We start from the raw sequence: 17,918 nt of genomic DNA, 5'->3' as shown, positions 1-17,918 counted from the left end.
GAAGAGCAGCGATGAAGATCACCAAACTCACCACCTATATCGTTCCGCCGCGCTGGCTGTTTTTGAAGATCGAGACCGACGAGGGCATCATCGGCTGGGGCGAACCGGTCGTCGAAGGCCGCGCGCTGACCGTCCAAGCCGCCGTCCACGAACTGGAAGACTATCTGATCGGCAAGGATCCCTTCTTGATCGAGGACCACTGGACGGTGATGTATCGCGGCGGCTTCTATCGCGGCGGGGCTGCCCATATGAGCGCCATCTCCGGCATCGACCAGGCGCTGTGGGACATCAAGGGCAAGGCCCTCGGTCAGCCGATCCATTCCCTGCTCGGCGGCCAGCTGCGCGACCGCATCAAGGTCTATTCCTGGATCGGCGGCGACCGTCCTGCGGATGTCGCCAACAATGCCAGGGAGGTGGTCGCCCGCGGCTTCAAGGCGATCAAGCTCAACGGCTGCGAGGAAATGCAGATCGTCGACACCAACGAGAAGGTGGAGAGGGCGGTCGAGACCATCGCCGTCATCCGCGAGGCGATCGGCCCGCATATCGGCATCGGCGTCGATTTCCACGGCCGCGTGCACAAGCCGATGGCCAAGGTTCTCGCCAAGGAACTCGAACCCTACAAGCTGATGTTCATCGAGGAGCCGGTTCTTTCGGAAAACAAGGAGGCGCTGCGCGACATCGTCAACCATACCTCAACGCCGATCGCGCTTGGCGAACGGCTCTTTTCGCGCTGGGACTTCAAGCAGGTGCTGTCGGACGGTTATGTCGACATCATCCAGCCGGATCTGTCGCATGCCGGCGGCATCACCGAATGCCGCAAGATCGCGGCGATGGCCGAAGCCTATGATGTGGCGCTGGCGCCGCATTGCCCGCTGGGGCCGATCGCACTCGCCGCCTGCCTGCAGGTCGATGCCGTCAGCTATAATGCCTTCATCCAGGAACAGAGCCTCGGCATCCATTACAATACGGGCAACGACATCCTCGACTACATCTCGAACAAGGAGGTGTTCCAATATGCCGATGGTTTCGTCTCGATCCCGCAGGGGCCCGGTCTCGGCATCGAGGTCGACGAGGCCTACGTCATCGAGCGCGCCAGGGAAGGCCACCGCTGGCGCAACCCGATCTGGCGCCATGCCGACGGCAGTTTCGCCGAATGGTAAGAAGAAAGGGTCGCGCCAGCGGCCCTTTTTTCATTCGCCGTGTAGCAAATCTGTCGTCTCGTCCGTCATGGTGGAAACGCAAACAGGAGATCCTACGATGGCAAGAGCAACTGCAATCATCGTCGCCCGCATCATTTTCAGCTTCATCTTCTTCATGGCCGCCGGCTTCAAATTCGCCGATATCGGCGCGACGGCGGGTTACATCGCCGCTGCCGGTTTTCCGATGGCGACATTCCTTGCCTGGGTGGCGGCCTTCTTCGAGATCGCCCTGGCGCTCGCTTTCATAACCGGGGCCTTCTTCACCGAGGCCAGCCTGCTGGCGGGCATCTACGTGATCTTCCTTGCCTTTGCTTTCCACGGGCCATCCCATTGGCAGCAGAACCAGGCCGAATTCGGCTTCTTCGTCGATCACTTCACCTTCCTCGCCGGCCTGCTCTTTGCCGCCGTCCATGGACCGGAGAAATGGGCATTGCGGCACAGCCTCCTCGGAGAGCTTTAACGACCCGCTCTCCCTCCGGAACCAACAGCCATGCCGAACATTGGCTTAGCGGCAAACGGCAAGGAGAGCCCGCCCATGGAACTACAGGGAAGGATCGCGTTGGTGACGGGCGCTGGATCCGGCATCGGCAAGGCGGCCGCATTGAGACTCGCCGCCGACGGAGCAAGGGTCGCCGTCTTGAGCCGCACCGCCGACGAGGTCGAACAAACCTGCGCCGAGATCAAGGCGGCGGGGGGCGAATCGATCGCGTTGATCGCCGACACCAGCGAAGAGGCGCAGATGCGCAGCGCCGTGAAGCAATTGACCGATACGTTCCACGGCCTTGACATCGTCATCGCCAATGCCGGCATCAATGGCGTCTGGGCGCCGATCGACGATCTGAAGCCGGATGAATGGGATAAGACCATCGCCGTCAATCTGCGCGGCACCTATCTGACCTTGCATCTGACGGTCCCCTACCTGAAAAGAAATGGCGGCTCGATCGTCGTCGTCTCCTCGATCAACGGCACCCGGACATTCACGACGCCGGGCGCAACCGCCTATACCGCAACCAAGGCCGGCCAGGTCGCCATGGTCCAGCAACTGGCCCTCGAACTCGGCCGGCACGGCATCCGTGTCAATGCCGTCTGCCCCGGCGAGATCGAGACCAATATCGGCGCCAACACGAATAGCCGGCATCGCGACGAGACCGAGGTTCCGGTCATCTGGCCGCAAGGGGATATCCCAATCGCCGGCGGCAAGGCGGGCAAGAGCGAGGACGTCGCCGAAACCATTCTCTTCCTCGCCTCAGACCGGGCCCGGCATATCACCGGCACGCCGATCTGGATCGATGGCGGCCAGGGGCTGCTGCGATAGGCCTGCGTCCTGCGACGATCAGGCGCTCAGCCGGGCGTTATCGAGCGTATAGAGTTCCTGCGCGCGCTGCACGCCGCGCAACGCATAACGTCCGACACAGGCAAGTGCCGCGCGCTGTTCCTCCGGTATCGCTGTGGCGAAATCGGAGGAGATCAACAGGTTGAGATCCACTGATCGGCACATCGAAGCGATGCGGCTGACCTCGTTGACGGCAGGGCCGATGACCGTGAAGTCCAGCCGGTCCTGACTGCCGATATTGCCGTAAAAGACGTCTCCGATATGCAGGCCGATATAGACATCGGTCGTTGGCCGGTCGCCGGCTTTGCGTTCGGCATTGAGCTTGGCGAGCTTTTCCCGCAGAAGCGCTTCGGCGTGGAGCGCCGCACGACAGGTCTCCGCCGGCACCTCGCCCTTGAAGATCGCCAGCACGCCGTCGCCGATCAGCTTCAGCACATTGCCGCCGGATTCGTGGATCGCCGTGATCACCGCCTCGCTATAGTCGTTGAGCAACGGGATGATCTCCTCCGGCGGTACGCTGTCGGATATCTTTGTGTAGTTCAACAAATCCGAAAACCAGAGTGCGGCGGAAATCCGCTCCGATTTGCCGCGACTGATCTTGCCCTCCATGACCTGACGCGCCGCGTCCTCGCCGAGATAGACTTCGGCGATGGTGCGGGCGATCCGCCCGAGCCCGATGCACTTGATCGCCAGTCCCAGCACCGGCACCAGCTTGCGCAGGATGGCGAGGTCGTGATCGGAAAAACCCTCGGGATGTTTGGTCGCGAAATGCGAGAAGAAACAATCCATTTCGCCGATCGTGCCGGCCTCGCTGAAACGATGGACCATCGCTATGAAATCCGTATGGCCGGCTTCAGCGATCGTATCGAGCAGGCTGAAATCGATCGGATCGCCAAAGCCGAGGCGCCGGCGTATCTCCCGTTCATTGTTGGCCCAGAGATAATAAAAGGCCGAGCGCTGCCAGTTCGCCGCGGCCTCCCCGGAGCTCGTCGAGCCATATTCGAACTCGGCCTCGATCTCCTCCTCGCTGTCCCAGCGAAAGGCGCGGCCCTCATGCACCGGGTGCAGCGTATCCATCAGCGCCAGGCCGCGGTCGAGCGGCAGCCCGGCATTGCGGCAGGCCGCGCAGAAACCGGTCATGAGCTCGGCTTCCGAGGCGCCCTTTAGTCCCTGCTCCGTGATCCAGGCTGCAATTGTGCTGACGTCGCTATAATCCATGCCGCTCACCTTCACTCTCGCCCAAGCTGTAGTCCGAATTCGGCATCGAAGGAAGCCGATTGGCTCAATCGCCGACGGGCATGTTGTAGGGCGTGACGATTTCGACCGATGAGAGCGAGGCCGGAACCGCCCGACCCGGTGACGTCGCTCGGCCCATGATCGCCCTGAAGGCCGAACGCGCATCTGTCCTGAGATCATGGTGGAGCACGAAGCCGATCCGGCGGGCGGCAAGCAGCGCGCGGTTGTCGACGTCGAGATCATGAGCGACGAAGACGTGGACCGGGCGTTTGGCCGCATCGAAGGCCGCCAGCACCGCTCGGTTGCCGCCACCGATCGAATAGACTGCATTGATGGTGGGATCGGCAGCAAGTGCAGCCGCCGCAAGCGTTCCCGTCGCCGTATCGGTGCCATGCCCCTCGCTGATTTCGGTGATGCCGATTCCGGGATAACGGGCGCGAATGATGCGGCGAAAGCCGATCTCGCGCTCCTCCTCGCCGCGAAACCGCCCGCTCGACAGCGTCACCAGCACCTTGCCGCCACCGCTCGCGAGCACTTCACCGATCAGATAGGCCGCGGTCTCGCCCGCCGCCCGGTTGTCGGCGCCGGCATAGGCGATGCGCGCCGAATTCGGCAGGTCGGTCACCAGTGTTACCACTGGAATGCCCGCCGCATCCGCCCGCGCGACGGCAGCGGCCACCTCGGCAACGTCAGGCGCCTTCAGCACGATGCCGTGTGTGCCGCGCAGCCGGATGCGGTCGAGAAGCTGCACCATCTCGGCCGGCTTCATCACCTCGGCGAAAAGGAACCGGCAGCGGAAGACCCCGGGCAGGAAGGCCGCCATCTCCGCCTCGAAGGCGGCGCGCACCGCATCGCTGAAACGCTGAGGCGTCTCCATGACGATATCGATCGCCAGCATGCGCCCACTCGTCACCGCTCCGGCCTTCTGCTTTTCGAGTTCGGCAATCGCCGCCTGCACCCGCATTTCCGTCTGCTGGCGCACACCCGGCCGCCCGTTCAGCACCCGGTCAACGGTCGCGGTGCTCAATCCGGCCTGGAAGGCAATGTCCTTGACGAGGAAGAGATGGGCCATGGAATCCGCTTGATGGTTTTTTGATGGATTTCTGATCTATATCACCCGGCATCGCCGCGTATAGTGCCTTCATCGAAAGAGGAGGAGCCATCATGAAAACCGACAATCAGCAGAAATTGCGCGCCGACCGTGTCTGGCTCAGCGAAGACAGCTGCGATCTCGAGGATTTTCGCCGCCTGTCGGAAAAGACCACCGTGCTTGCCGATTACCCTACGGCTTCTGCCGTCGAAAAAAACGTGCTGATCTATGACAGCCGCAAGGTGACGGCGGCGGCGGCAACGCCGGAGGGCCGGCGCGCCGTGCTGGCCGAGATCTGCGAGGCCTTCGGCGATGGTCCCGGCGTCGCCGTCTTCAAGCATGCGTACGAGGATACCGCCATTATCGACCGCGCCAGCGTGGTCTTCGATCAGATCATCGAGGAGCAGCACCGCACCTCGACCGGCGGCGGCGATCACTTCGCCAAGCCCGGCGCCAACGACCGCATCTGGAATTCACTGGAAAAACATTGCCTCGCCGATCCCGCGAATTTTGCCGAATATTACGGCAATGCCATCGTCGCACTGGCAAGCCAAGCCTGGCTCGGCCCAAGCTACCAGATGACGGCCCAGGTCAACCGCGTCAATCCGGGGGGCGCGGCACAGTCGGCCCATCGCGACTATCATCTCGGCTTCCAATCGTCCGCGGTGATCGAGCAGTTTCCGGTGCATGTGCACCGGCTTTCGCCGGTGCTGACGCTGCAGGGTGCGGTCGCCCATTGCGACATGCCGCTCGAAAGCGGCCCGACGCTCTTCCTGCCGCACAGCCAGACCTATGTGCCGGGCTATCTCGCGCTCAAGCGCCAGGAATTCCGGGATTATTTCGAGGCCAACCACATCCAGCTGCCGCTCGAAAAAGGCGACGTCGTCTTCTTCAATCCCGCCCTCTTCCACGCCGCCGGCACCAACCGCTCGGCCGATATCAAGCGCGTCGCCAACCTGTTGCAGGTCTCCTCTGCCTTCGGCCGGGCGATGGAAACGGTCAATCGCGAAAAAATGAGCGCCACGCTCTTTCCCACCCTGAAGACATTGCAGGACAGGCTGTCGCCCGACGAGATCGCCAATGCCGTTGCCGCCTGCGCCGAAGGTTATTCCTTCCCGACCAATCTCGATCGAGATCCCCCGCTTGGCGGCCTGGCGCCGAAGACGCAGGCGCAGCTGATGCACGAGGCGTTGAAGGAAGGCTGGAGCGACGAAGCCTTTGCGGCGGCACTTGCAGAACAGGCGCAGAAGAAGCTGAGCTGACTAAGGATCTGGAGCCGACCCGCACTGAAATAAAAGCCTCCCGCACCCCCGCGGGAGGCCATTCGCATATCACCACCAAGGAGGAACCACATGAGCACAGATCACGGCCGCCTCGACGGCAAGATCGCCATCGTCACCGGCGGCACGCAAGGGTTGGGCGCCACTATCGCCCGTCTCTTCGCCGAACGCGGTGCTGAGGGCATCGTCATTTGCGGCCGCAACGAAGCCAAGGGCCAGGCGAAGGCCGCGGAAATCTCGGCCGCAACCGGTGTGAAGGTTGTCTACGTCATGGCCGACCTCGGCAAGGTCGAGGACGCCAGGAATGTCGTACAGGCCTGCGACGAGGCCTTCGGCCGGGTCGACGCGCTGATCAATGCCGCCGCCATCACCGATCGCGGCACCATCCTCGACACCAGCCCTGAACTCTTCGACGCCATGTTCGCCGTCAACGTGCGCGCACCGTTCTTCCTGATGCAGGAGACAATGAAGGTCATGCGCCGCGAAAAGACCGAGGGCACGATCGTCAACATCGGCTCAATGTCGGCCAAGGCAGGCCAGCCCTTCATCGCCGCCTATTGCGCCTCCAAGGGGGCGTTGGAAACGCTGACGAAGAATACCGCCTATGCGCTGCTGCGCAACCGCATCCGCGTCAACGGCCTCAACATCGGCTGGATGGCCTCCGAAGGCGAGGATCGCATCCAGCGCGAATATCACGATGCCCCCGCCGATTGGCTTGAGAAGGCGGCAGCCGGCCAGCCCTTCGGCCGTCTCGTCGACCCGCACGAAGTGGCGCGCGCCTGCGCCTACCTATCGTCGGCCGAATCCGGCCTGATGACCGGCTCTGTCATCTGCTTCGACCAGTCGATCTGGGGTGCCTATGACGGCTCGCCGCACCCGGTGGCGGCTCTCTAAAAAACTGAGCCCGGCATTTCCCTCGCCGGGCTCTGGCACCTGCCGATATTTGCCGCTAGGAAAAGGTCAGCAGCATTCAGGGAGGAAACCGGCGTGGCCGACAATCCGCTTTACGACATCCGCGACGAACGCTTCGGCGCTCTGGTCATCGGCAGCGCAGCCCTCGAGGAGCTCTATTCCGGCTGCCGCTGGACCGAAGGCCCGGTGTGGTTTTCCGACGTGGACTGCCTGCTCTGGAGCGATATTCCGAACGAACGCATCATGCGCTGGACGCCGGATGGCACGGTCTCGGTCTTCCGCTCGCCCTCCAACTATGTCAACGGCAATACCCGCGACCGGCAGGGCCGGCTGGTCTCCTGCGAACATGGCGGCCGCCGCGTCACCCGCACCGAGCCGGACGGCACCATCACCGTTCTCGCCGACAGCTACAAGGGCAAACGACTGAACTCGCCGAACGATGTCGTCGTGCATTCCGACGGCGGAATCTGGTTCACCGATCCGACCTACGGCATCCTCTCGGATTACGAGGGCCACAAGGCAGAGCCCGAACAGCCGACCCGCAACGTCTACCGCATCGATCCCGCAAGCGGCGCGATCGAGGCCGTCATCGAGGATTTCATCCAGCCGAACGGCCTTGCCTTCTCGCCCGACGAGACAAAACTCTACATTGCCGATTCCGGCTCGGCAAAACATGAAGTGCCGCGCCATATAAGATTTTTCGACGTCGTCGACGGCAGGAAGCTTACAAACAGCCGCTATTTCTGCAGCCTCGATATCGGCAATCCTGACGGTTTCCGCTTCGATGTCGGCGGCAATCTCTGGACAAGTGCGTCCGACGGCGTGCACTGCTTTTCGCCGGACGGCACCCTGCTCGGCAAGATCAGGGTGCCGCAGACGGTGTCCAACCTCACCTTCGGCGGGCCCAAGAAGAACCGGCTGTTCATCACTGCGACGCGCTCGGTCTATTCGATCTATACGAAGACCAACGGCGCCCAATATCCGTAAGGATCAGCCCTTCACGGCATCCGGCCTGCCATGCAGCGGCTCGGCGCGGTGCCAGTTCTCCAGGATGCGGCCGTCCGTATGCTTTTGCCGCGCCCAACGGATGCCGTTCGAGATCACCTTGTGCACGGTCTTGTCGTGATAGATCGGATAGGTTTCGTGGCCGGGGCTGAAGAAGAAGATACGCCCGCGCCCACGCTGGAAGGTGCAGCCACTGCGGAACACTTCGCCGCCGGAATACCAGGAGATGAACACCAGCTCGTCCGGCTGCGGGATGTCGAAGGGCTCGCCATACATTTCCGAGGCATTGACCTCGAAATAGGGCGGCAGCCCCTCGGCGATCGGATGTGAGGGATTGACCACCCACACCCGCTCCAAGTCTCCATCCGTCGTCTCGCGCCAGGAAAGATTGGCATTGGTGCCCATCAGCCGGCGGAAGAGCTTGGAATGATGGCCGGAATGCAGCACCAGAAGGCCCATGCCCTTCAGCACCCGCTGCTGCACGCGCTCGATCAGCCCATCGCTGACCTCCTCATGCGCCATATGCCCCCACCAGAGCAGCACGTCGGTATTATCGAGCACGCTGTCCGGCAGGCCTTCATCGGGATCATCGAGCGTGCCGCGGCGGATTTCGAAATCCGGATGGGCGATGCCGGCGGCGATCGCGCCGTCGATACGATCGGGATAGATCTCCTGAACCTCCCTATGGAGCTGCTCGTGGCGTCCTTCGTTCCAGATGGTGACCTTGATTGTCATAGCATTCCTCGATGTTAGCTGTCAGGCGGTTGCCGGACGGATCACCCGTCCGGCGGAATCGAACAGAAGGCAGGCGGCGGGATCGGCGGTCAGCGACACGCGATCGCCCGGCCGCACACCAATATCGCCCTCGGCACGCACGACAATCGGCTGCTGCCCGGAGCCGACGGTCATGTAGGTCTCGACGCCGAGCCGCTCGACGATGACCACTTCGGCCGTGAAATGTCCCTGCCCTTCCGGCGCGATCTTCAGATGCTCTGGCCGGATGCCGAGTTTGGCCTCGCCCTGTGGCACCGCGCCATTGGCATCGGCAAGATCGAGCAACAGCCCGATCGGGCTGTCGAGATGCAACGCACCCACCGAGGTCCGCGTTGCGGTGACCGGGATGACGTTCATCTTAGGCGAGCCGATGAAGGTCGCGACGAATTCATTCTGCGGCTGATGGTAGAGCGACATCGGCGCGCCCTCCTGTGCCACCAAGCCCTTGTTCAGCACGACGATGCGGTCGGCCATCGTCATCGCTTCCACCTGGTCGTGGGTGACGTAGACGACGGTCGCCTTCAGCTCGCGGTGCAGGCGCTGCAGCTCGGCGCGCATCTGCACGCGCAAGGCCGAATCGAGGTTCGACAGCGGCTCGTCGAACAGGATCAGCGACGGCTTCTTGATGATGGCGCGACCGATCGCCACCCGCTGACGCTGGCCGCCGGAAAGGGCGGCCGGGCGGCGGTCGAGATAGTCGGTGAGCTGCAGGATCTCGGCGACGCCTTCCACCTGCCGGCGGATCTCCGTCTCCGGCACCTTTTTCAGGCTAAGGGAAAAGCCGATATTTTCGGCAACGGTCATATGCGGATAGAGCGCATAGGACTGGAACACCATGGCGATGCCGCGTTTGTCGGGCGGCACGTCGTTGATGCGCTTGCCGTCGAGGACAAGATCGCCTTCGTCGATGCCTTCGAGGCCGGCGATCATGCGCAGGAGCGTCGACTTACCGCAGCCGGACGGACCGACGAAGACGGCGAATTCCCCGTCTTCCACAGTGATATCGACGCCCTTGATGACTTCGAGCGCGCCGTAGAACTTGCGAACGTTTCTGAGATTGATCATCCGTTTCTCCTCTTGATCTCAGCCCTTCACGCCGCCCGAAAAGGTCTGGACGAGGAAGCGCCGCGCAAAGCCGAAGGCGACGACGGCCGGCAGCAGATAGATGAAGGCCAGCGCGGTCAGCAGGCCGTAGTCGATCTCATTGATGCGGAGAAAAGCGCGGAAGAGGCCGAGCGGCAGCGTCTGCAGCTCCGGCGACGATAGGAAGATGAGCGGCAGCAGAAAATCGCCCCAGGCCGACATGAAGGCGAAGAGCCCGGCGGCGGCAAGCCCCGGCAGCGCCAGCGGGATCAGCACCCGGCGGATGCGCTGGATCAGCGTTGCTCCGTCCATCAGCGCCGCCTCTTCGTAATCCCTCGGCAGCCCGTCGAAGAAGGTCTTCATGATCCAGAGCGCCAGCGGCAATTGCATCGTCGCCAGCACCAGGATCAGCCCGAGATAGCCGTCGATGAAGCCGGTCCAGCGCATGATGTCGCGGGCATAGCTGCCGAAGATCGGCCTGAGCACCGCCGCCTCCGCATTGTTCAGCGTCAGCAGGAATTTATAGAGCGGCACGACGAGCGCCGTCGGCGGCAGCACGCGGATGAGCAGGATCGCATAGAGGAACGGCAGCTTCCACCAGGCACGGGTGCGCGACAGGGCATAACCGCCGAGCCCCGCCAGCACCATGACCAGCAACGTGGCGCTGCCGACGACGAAGAGCGAGTTGAATAGCCACTTAGCCCCGTCTTCCTTGGTGAAGACTTTGACGTAATTGGCGAAGGTCCATTGCTGCGGCCAATGCAGGAAGAGCTGCGCATTGCCGTCGAAAGAGGCGAGCAGCACCCAGAAGAAGGGCACGGCGCAGAAAATCGACATCAGCGACAGCGTCGCATATGCGATGAGGTCGGAACGGCTCTTATTGGCGGTCTCGCTCGGGGAAACGACGGCCATGTCAGACCTCCACCTTCATGGCACGGACATAGGCGATGCCTAATATCAGCGAGATGACGAGCGCGACGACGGCGACCGCGGCGCCATAGCCGAGCTGGAACGCCGTGAAGGACTGGTTGTAGATATAAATGCTGACCACCTCGGTCGCCCCGCCCGGGCCTCCGCGCGTCAGCGCATAGACGAGGCCGAAGACGGCGATGGTCGATACGGCCGAAATCAGCATGTAGAGAAGGATCGTCGGCATCATCAGCGGCAGGGTGATGCGGCGAAACATCTGCGATGGCGTGGCGCCGTCCATGCGCGCCGCCTCGTAGATCTCGGCCGGAATGGTGCTGAGGCCGGCCGTCAGCAGGATCATCGCGGTGGCGATGCCGCGCCAGATGTTGACGATGATGATCATCGACAGCGGGAAGACCTGCAGCCAGTCGGCCGGCGTGACGCCCAAGAAGCTGACGATGCGGGTGAGCGTGGCATTGTCACCGCCCGCCAGCATCGAGATCCACATGAAGCCGGCGACGACTTCGGGGGCGGCATTGGGCAGCAGGATGATCGACGAGAACACACGCCGGAAGCGGATCGGCCGGCGCAGCGCGATTGCCGAGATCAGGCCGAGCAGGAACTGGCCGATCACCGCGGAACCGATGACGAAGACGAAAGTGACGAACAGCGAATTCCAGAACTTCGCGTCGTTGAACAGCCTGACATAATTCCGGAAACCGACGAAGCGCGGCCGGAGCGCCGCCGCCCCGGTCAGCGCCTCGTTGGTGAAGCTCAGATAGATGGAATAGACGGCCGGATAGATGACGAAGGCCAGCAGCAGCACGAGCGAGGGCAGCAGGATCAGCAGCCATTGCCGCTCGGCGCGCTTTTCATGAGAGTTTCTGGCCATGGAAGCTCGCAACCTGTCGAATGTACCGGCTCATCGAACAATGACGGGGAGACGCGGTGCCCTGGCGCCGCGTCCCCGTTCGCGGGGAAAGCAAGCGTACGCTTACTTCACCATGTCGTCGCCGAGCGTTTCCTTGACGTAGTCGACCAGGATCTTCTGGGCGCCGGCAGCATCGGTTTCCTTGCGCAGCATCGCTTCCGTCGCCCGCGCCACGCCTTCCGAAACCGTGCCGAAACCGGAGGCCTGTTTCAGGAACACGCCATTTCCGGCCGCCGCATGGATCGGAACCAGCTCCGTCAGTTTCTGGAAGTCGGCATTGTCGGCCGCATCCTTGCTGGCGGGGATGTTGCCGATGCGGGCGGCGTAGGAAACCTGCGTCTCGATCGAGCCGATCTCCATCAGCGCCTTGATCGCGAGTTCGCTATTGGCCGATTTGGAATTGACGGCCCACGGCGCGGCAAGGTTGGCGAGCACATACTGACCGCTGCTCTGGCCCGGCACGGTCCAGGTTCCCACAACCTTGGTCACTTCGGGGATCGGGTTCTTGCTCTCGCGGCCCCAGTCGAAAATATAGCACCAGGAGCCGCAGGTGGTCGCGGCGAGCTTGCCTTCCGGGAACATCTGGTATTTTGGCACGACCCAGGGCTCCGGCCCGAGCAGCGGCTGCGTCGGCATCAGATCCTTGTCGATCAGCTCCTTGTAGACGTTGAAGACATCCTTGATGCCCTCGCCGTTGAGATCGAGCTTGCCGTCGGCATCGACAAGCTGCGGCGTCTTGGAGCCGACGAGCAGGTGCTGGAAGCCCTCGTCGAAGGCGCCGCTTCCCCAGGATACGCCGGCCGGGAAAAGCAAGCCGTAGGCGCCGGTCTTATGCTTGATCTCGGCCGCACGGTCGAGAAGCTCCTGCCAGGTCTTCGGCTGCTCTGTGGAGATGCCGGCCTTTTCGAGAACGTCCTTGCGATAATAGATTTCCTGAATGCCGAGCATGAACGGCATCACATAGGTCTCGCCATCCGGGCTGACGGCCAGCTGCTTGGCAACGTCATAGAGGTTAGCATAGCCGTCCCAGGCCTTGAACTCCTTGGTGATGGGCGTGAGGTAGCCAGCTTCCACCATATCGGCGACCGCGGCCGTCGTCGGGATGGAGAACAGATCGGGCGCGTTGCCGGCCCCGAGCTCCGTCAGCAGCTTGGTCAGATAATCCTTATCGGGCGCCGGATATTCGATGACCTCGACGGTCACGCCGTATTTCTTTTCGATCCGCTCGACCGTCGACTTCATCGCATCGATGCCGGCCTGGCCGTGATTGGCAATTCGAATTGTTTCGGCCTGCGCCAGCGTCGAAACCGCGCTCAGCAGAATGGCGCACAGGCCACCAAGAACCGTCTTCTTCAACGAAAAGTCCTCCCTTTTTTTAGAGACACGGCGCCCTCCAGCACCGGCTGCAAAAATGTACACGCATTCCAATCGCTGGCAAGCTGGTTTTTGAAAAGATTCGAATCTCGAATTCAATTAACTGATATTACTGAGATATATAGATATTGCCATCATCGTACAGCTTGTGTAATCGTATACACAAACATTCAGGGAGAGCATTTTCATGGCTGAGAAATTGCGCCTCGGCGTCATCGGCGCCGGGCTGAAGGCGGTGGAATATGCCAAGAGCTGGGCTGGCATGCCCGAGATCGAATTCGCCGTCCTTGCGGACACCACGGCCGCCTCGCGCCAGCGGCTGATCGACGTCTGCCTCGCCGCCGGCGCGCCCGAACCGAGTAGCTTCGAGGACTATCGCGAAATGCTCGTCCAATGCCGGGACGAACTCGACATCCTCTATATCTCCACCCCGCATGCCTTCCATGCCGAGCAGGCGACCGCCGTCGCCGAAGCCGGCCTCGACCTCTTCCTGGAAAAACCGATGGTGACGACGGTCGCCGAGGCCGAGCGGCTGATCGCGGCGCAGAAGAAGAGCGGCGTTACCATCGTCACCGCTTTCCAGGGCGGTCTGTCGCCGCTGGTGCTCGACACGCGCCGGCGGGCGCTTTCCGGCGAATTCGGTGAGCTGATCGCCATATCGGGCATGATTTGGGAAAGCTGGTCGTCCAATTATGACGGCCATTGGAAACAGCAGCCCGAGATTTCTGGCGGCGGCTTCATGTTCGATACTGGCGCCCATATGATGAACACCGTCTGCCTGCTGGCCAATTCCGATTTCGACAGCGTTTCGGCCTACATGGCCAATCACGGCAAAAAGGTCGATATATCAACAGCCGTCTCCGCCCGGCTGAAGAACGGCGCCCTGGCAACGCTGACGGCCGCCGGGGAAGGCCCTCCCGGCTGCGCCTCCCACATCACCTTCTTCTATTCCAAGGCGATCGTGCGCATCGATGCCTGGGGCGCCTGGCGCGAGATCAGCGTCGGCCGCAACGCCGAGCCGCGCGAGGAAGCCGAGATTCTCGGCAATCCGATGAAAAATTTCCTCGCCATTCGCGCGGGAAAAATGGAAAACTCCGGCTCCGTTGAAATGGGCCTCAGATTCGCTAGGCTATGGGACGCAATCAAGGAATCGGCAGCGGCCGGCGGCGCCTCCGTCAGGATCGTCGCCCAATAGGCGCAGATGAGCGGAATGAACAGACGGCGGATCACCTCGAAGGAGCTGGCGAAACTCGCCGGCGTTTCCTCCGCCACCATTTCCCGCGCCTTCTCGCCGGATTCGCGCATTGGCAGCGCGACGCGCGACCGCATTCTCGCCGTCGCGCGTGAACATGGGTACCAGCCGAATGCAATCGCCCGCTCGCTGAACAACCAGCGCTCGCGGCTGGTCGCGCTCGTCGTCAACGCAATCGGCAATCCGTGCGAGGCCGAAGAACAGCAGCTTCTCGTCCACCGCCTGCAGGCGCGGCAATTGCTGCCGATCATCCTCTGCTGCGCCGATCATTCCGACCGGTTGCAGCTGATGCGGCTTGCCTCCACCTATCAGGTCGATCACGTCGTCGTCTTTTCCGACATGGTGTCGATGCAGGATGCCGTCGACATCTTCCATACGACGAAGCCGATCATCGTCTCCTTCGAACCGCTCGAAAACGAAAACGTCTCCAGCATCCGCATCGATGGCTCCGCGGCCGCCGACGAGATCATCGACAAGATCGTCCGCGACGGCAAGAAGCGCTTTGCCTATCTCTCCGGCACCAATTCAAGCTGGATCGACAAGCTCAGGCGCAAATGGTTCGCCGATGCGCTGGCCAAGCGCGGCCTCTCTTTCGCAGCCCAGGCTTTTGGGGATTATTCCTATGATTCCGGCTTCAAGGAAGCCGTGCTGCTGCTGCATCGCGACAAGGTCGACGCCATCATCTGCGGCAACGACGTCATGGCGATCGGGGCACGCGATGCGGCCCGCCGCGTGCTCGGCAAAAACACGCCCGACGACATTGCCATCGTCGGCCAGGATGGCATCGCCATGGCCGCCTGGGATTGCAACGATCTCACCACGCTGAGCCTCGACCACGTCGCATTCATCGACGCCGTCGTCGAACTAATCGAACGCCATGACGCCGAGATCGAAGGCCCGCACAGCATCGCCCTCACCTGCACCGCCCGCTGGGGCTCGACCGCCTAGTATCTGCCCGGCTTGGCCTTTTCGGCATCATGTTCTAAGGCTCACCTATCAATTGCATCAAGGAGGAATAGCATGACCCGATTTTCACGCGCCGAAAGGCGCCGCAGCACTCCTGATGCCGTGATCGGGAGAGCCTGAGATGCGTTCGGTCGTTTCCTTCAACGAAGGCTGGAGTTTCCATGAGGGCTTCGGACAGCGTCTGCTCGAAAGCTTCGACGCCGCCAAGTCGGTCAGCCTGCCCCATACCGCCGTCGAACTGCCCTTCAACTATTTCGACGAAAGGAGCTATCAGCGCGCCTTCACCTATCAGAAGGTGCTGCGCTGGCTGCCGGAATTCGAGGGCCGCGAGGTGTCGCTCGTCTTCGACGCCGCCATGGCCGACAGCGTCGTCTATCTGAACGGCGAAGAGATCATTGCCCATAAGGACGGCTACACCCCTTTCGAGGCCCGCCTCACCGGTAAGCTCGTCAAGGGCGAGAACCTGGTGACCGTCAAGATCGACGGCAGCGAAAACCCTGAGATCCCGCCCTTCGGCGGCCGCATCGATTATCTGACTTATGCCGGCATCTACCGCGACGTCTGGCTGAAGGTCACCGACCCCGTCTCGATCCGCAATCTCAAGATCGAAACCACCGACGTGCTTGCCCCGGAAAAATCGGCGGCCATCCGCGTCGATATCGCCAATCCCGAGGGCCGCAGCTTCTCGGCAACCGTCACCGCCACACTGAAGCAGGCGGACGGTACGGTGATCGCCACCGCGGCGACCGAGACGATCGGCGACCGCACCAGGCTTTCCTTTGGCGGCCTCACCGGCATCACGCTCTGGGACATCACCGATCCCACCCTCTACGAGGTCACCGTCGAACTCAGGACCGAGCACGGCTCCGACCGTATCTCTACCCGCTTCGGCTTCCGCACCGCTGAATTCACGCCGGAAGGTTTCCTTCTCAACGGCAAACCGCTGAAGCTGCGCGGCCTCAACCGCCACCAGTCTTTCCCCTATGTCGGCTATGCCGCCGGCCGGTCCGCCCAGGAGCGTGACGCCGATATCATGAAGAGCGTGCTGAAGTGCAATATCGTCCGCACCTCGCATTATCCGCAATCGAAATGGTTCCTCGACCGCTGCGACGCGATCGGCCTGCTGGTCTTCGAGGAAATCCCCGGCTGGCAGCATATCGGCGATGCCGACTGGCAAAAGGAATCGATCGAAAACGTTCGCCGGATGATCGAGCGCGACTGGAACCATCCCTCGATCATCATCTGGGGCGTGCGCATCAACGAGTCCCAGGATAGTCACGATTTCTATGTCGAGACCAATCGCCTCGCCCGTGAGCTAGACAGCACCCGCCAGACCGGCGGCGTGCGTTATATCACCGAGAGCGAACTGCTCGAGGACGTCTATACGATGAACGACTTCATCCTCGGCAATGAGGAATTGCCGGGCGCCAACCGCCCGCGCACCGTGCTGCGCGGCCAGCAGGAAAATACGGGCCTGTCCCGCAAGGTGCCGTACCTCATCACCGAGTTCAACGGTCACATGCACCCGACGAAGATCTATGACCAGGAGCAGCGCCAGGCCGAGCATGTGCGCCGTCATCTCGAGGTGCTGAACGCCGCCTATGGCGATCCCGATATTTCGGGCGCCATCGGCTGGTGCATGTTCGATTACAACACTCACAAGGATTTCGGCTCCGGCGACCGCATCTGCTATCACGGCGTCATGGACATGTTCCGCGAGCCGAAATTCGCGGCCTATGCCTATATCAGCCAGTGCGACCCGTCCGAGGAGATCGTCATGAAGCCGGCGACCTTCTGGGCGCGCGGCGAGCGCAATATCGGCGGCGTGCTGCCGCTGATCATCCTGACCAATTGCGACGAGGTCGAACTGCAATATGGCGGCCTCAGCAAGCGCATCGGCCCGGACCGCGAGAATTATCCGCATCTGCCGCATCCGCCTGTCGTGCTCGACCATCGCCACTTCACCGCCGACGAGCTCGGCACCTGGGGCCTCGAATGGATCGACGGCACCTTGACCGGTTATATCGGGGGCGAGCCGGTAACGAGCCTGACGCTCGCGGCCGATCCGCTGCCGACGACGCTGGAAATCGTCGCCGACAGCTTGACGCTGAAAGCCCGCGAACGCGACAGCACCCGCATCATCATCCGCGCCCTCGACCAGTGCGGCCAGCGCCTGCCGTTCATGAACGACAGCATTTCGCTGAAGGTACATGGGCCTGCAAAGATCGTCGGCCCGACCAATTTGCCGCTGCAGGGCGGCACCGCCGGCTTCTGGCTGGAGGCGACGGGGCTCGTGGGCGAAATTACCGTCGAAGCGGTCTCCTCGCGTTTTGCGCCGGTGACCCTCACTGTGACGGCCGCCGCCTGACGGCTGTCACGAAATCCTGAGCTGGCTGTCGGGATCGAAGAACACGGCCTTGTCGAGATTGAAGGCAAGGCGGGTGTTCTGTCCGGGCGCGATGCCGGCATCGGCGCGCAGGCGGGCGACGACGGATTTGCCGCCGAGCTTGGTGACGGCAAAGGTGTCGGAGCCGGCCGGCTCGACGACCTCGATCAGGCAATCGTCCTCGGTCA

Annotated in this window: 16 protein-coding genes and 1 pseudogene; 9 read left to right on the top strand and 8 right to left on the bottom strand. The window is 62.3% G+C overall.

Annotation, left to right across the window (positions count from 1 at the left end; all coding sequences use genetic code 11):
* Window positions 1-11 precede the first annotated feature (11 nt).
* The 3 genes from dgoD (at window position 12) to K6N12_RS32400 (ending at window position 2,514) form a co-directional block, all read left to right on the top strand.
* Window positions 12-1,160 carry a galactonate dehydratase gene (gene dgoD, locus K6N12_RS32410; protein ID WP_097629975.1) on the top strand — a complete coding sequence of 383 codons (1,149 nt, stop codon included), beginning with the start codon at window positions 12-14 and terminating at the stop codon, window positions 1,158-1,160.
* A gap of 97 nt (window positions 1,161-1,257) precedes the next feature.
* Window positions 1,258-1,659 carry a DoxX family protein gene (locus K6N12_RS32405; RefSeq protein ID WP_097629974.1) on the top strand — a complete coding sequence of 134 codons (402 nt, stop codon included), beginning with the start codon at window positions 1,258-1,260 and terminating at the stop codon, window positions 1,657-1,659.
* A gap of 75 nt (window positions 1,660-1,734) precedes the next feature.
* The gene (locus tag K6N12_RS32400; protein ID WP_097629973.1) at window positions 1,735-2,514 is read left to right on the top strand and encodes an SDR family oxidoreductase; all 780 of its coding nucleotides are present in this window, start codon (window positions 1,735-1,737) and stop codon (window positions 2,512-2,514) included.
* An 18-nt stretch (window positions 2,515-2,532) separates the two neighbouring features.
* On the opposite strand, the gene K6N12_RS32395 is transcribed toward K6N12_RS32400, so the two are convergent.
* Both K6N12_RS32395 and K6N12_RS32390 read right to left on the bottom strand, forming a co-directional pair.
* Complete coding sequence (locus K6N12_RS32395; protein WP_097629972.1) at window positions 2,533-3,750, bottom strand: adenylate/guanylate cyclase domain-containing protein; 1,218 nt, start codon at window positions 3,748-3,750, stop codon at window positions 2,533-2,535.
* A gap of 64 nt (window positions 3,751-3,814) precedes the next feature.
* Entirely contained in the window at window positions 3,815-4,840 is a 1,026-nt protein-coding gene (locus K6N12_RS32390) for a LacI family DNA-binding transcriptional regulator (RefSeq protein WP_097629971.1), read from the bottom strand.
* A 92-nt stretch (window positions 4,841-4,932) separates the two neighbouring features.
* On the opposite strand from K6N12_RS32390, the gene K6N12_RS32385 reads away from it, so the two are divergent.
* The 3 genes from K6N12_RS32385 to K6N12_RS32375 all read left to right on the top strand — a co-directional run bounded on the left by K6N12_RS32385 (window position 4,933) and on the right by K6N12_RS32375 (window position 8,037).
* Entirely contained in the window at window positions 4,933-6,120 is a 1,188-nt protein-coding gene (locus K6N12_RS32385) for a phytanoyl-CoA dioxygenase family protein (protein ID WP_097629970.1), read from the top strand.
* Window positions 6,121-6,210: 90 nt separating this feature from the next.
* Window positions 6,211-7,032: an SDR family oxidoreductase gene (locus K6N12_RS32380; RefSeq protein WP_097629969.1), complete on the top strand. Its 822-nt coding sequence runs from the start codon at window positions 6,211-6,213 to the stop codon at window positions 7,030-7,032.
* A 93-nt stretch (window positions 7,033-7,125) separates the two neighbouring features.
* On the top strand, window positions 7,126-8,037 hold the full coding sequence (locus tag K6N12_RS32375) for an SMP-30/gluconolactonase/LRE family protein (RefSeq protein WP_097629968.1): 912 nt from the start codon (window positions 7,126-7,128) through the stop codon (window positions 8,035-8,037).
* Window positions 8,038-8,040: 3 nt separating this feature from the next.
* Here the strand turns inward: K6N12_RS32375 and K6N12_RS32370 are convergent, their stop codons facing one another.
* From K6N12_RS32370 to K6N12_RS32350, 5 genes are all read right to left on the bottom strand, one after another.
* The gene (locus K6N12_RS32370; RefSeq protein WP_097629967.1) at window positions 8,041-8,790 is read right to left on the bottom strand and encodes a ThuA domain-containing protein; all 750 of its coding nucleotides are present in this window, start codon (window positions 8,788-8,790) and stop codon (window positions 8,041-8,043) included.
* A 21-nt stretch (window positions 8,791-8,811) separates the two neighbouring features.
* On the bottom strand, window positions 8,812-9,894 hold the full coding sequence (locus K6N12_RS32365) for an ABC transporter ATP-binding protein (protein WP_097629966.1): 1,083 nt from the start codon (window positions 9,892-9,894) through the stop codon (window positions 8,812-8,814).
* Window positions 9,895-9,912: 18 nt separating this feature from the next.
* A complete protein-coding gene (locus K6N12_RS32360) occupies window positions 9,913-10,824 on the bottom strand; it encodes a carbohydrate ABC transporter permease (RefSeq protein ID WP_097629965.1) in 912 nt (303 codons plus the stop codon).
* Between the two features lies 1 nt (window position 10,825).
* On the bottom strand, window positions 10,826-11,713 hold the full coding sequence (locus K6N12_RS32355; protein WP_097629964.1) for a carbohydrate ABC transporter permease: 888 nt from the start codon (window positions 11,711-11,713) through the stop codon (window positions 10,826-10,828).
* Between the two features lie 102 nt (window positions 11,714-11,815).
* Window positions 11,816-13,108, bottom strand: coding sequence for an ABC transporter substrate-binding protein (locus K6N12_RS32350; protein WP_097629963.1), 1,293 nt, complete (start codon window positions 13,106-13,108; stop codon window positions 11,816-11,818).
* A gap of 205 nt (window positions 13,109-13,313) precedes the next feature.
* Between K6N12_RS32350 and K6N12_RS32345 the strand changes: the two genes are divergently transcribed.
* The 3 genes from K6N12_RS32345 (at window position 13,314) to K6N12_RS32335 (ending at window position 17,712) form a co-directional block, all read left to right on the top strand.
* Window positions 13,314-14,321 (top strand): Gfo/Idh/MocA family protein, encoded by a 1,008-nt coding sequence (locus K6N12_RS32345; protein WP_097629962.1) that lies wholly within the window; start codon window positions 13,314-13,316, stop codon window positions 14,319-14,321.
* Window positions 14,322-14,327: 6 nt separating this feature from the next.
* Window positions 14,328-15,326 (top strand): LacI family DNA-binding transcriptional regulator, encoded by a 999-nt coding sequence (locus K6N12_RS32340; RefSeq protein ID WP_097629961.1) that lies wholly within the window; start codon window positions 14,328-14,330, stop codon window positions 15,324-15,326.
* A gap of 139 nt (window positions 15,327-15,465) precedes the next feature.
* A complete protein-coding gene (locus tag K6N12_RS32335; protein ID WP_097629960.1) occupies window positions 15,466-17,712 on the top strand; it encodes a glycoside hydrolase family 2 protein in 2,247 nt (748 codons plus the stop codon).
* A 6-nt stretch (window positions 17,713-17,718) separates the two neighbouring features.
* Here the strand turns inward: K6N12_RS32335 and K6N12_RS32330 are convergent.
* Window positions 17,719-17,918, bottom strand: a pseudogene (locus K6N12_RS32330) (sugar ABC transporter ATP-binding protein); the annotation flags it as partial.

The organism is Rhizobium redzepovicii, assembly GCF_019793435.1.
Lineage (GTDB): Bacteria > Pseudomonadota > Alphaproteobacteria > Rhizobiales > Rhizobiaceae > Rhizobium > Rhizobium redzepovicii.
Note: the sequence above shows the minus strand (reverse complement) of the source record. Positions and strands in the feature narration are given on the sequence as shown.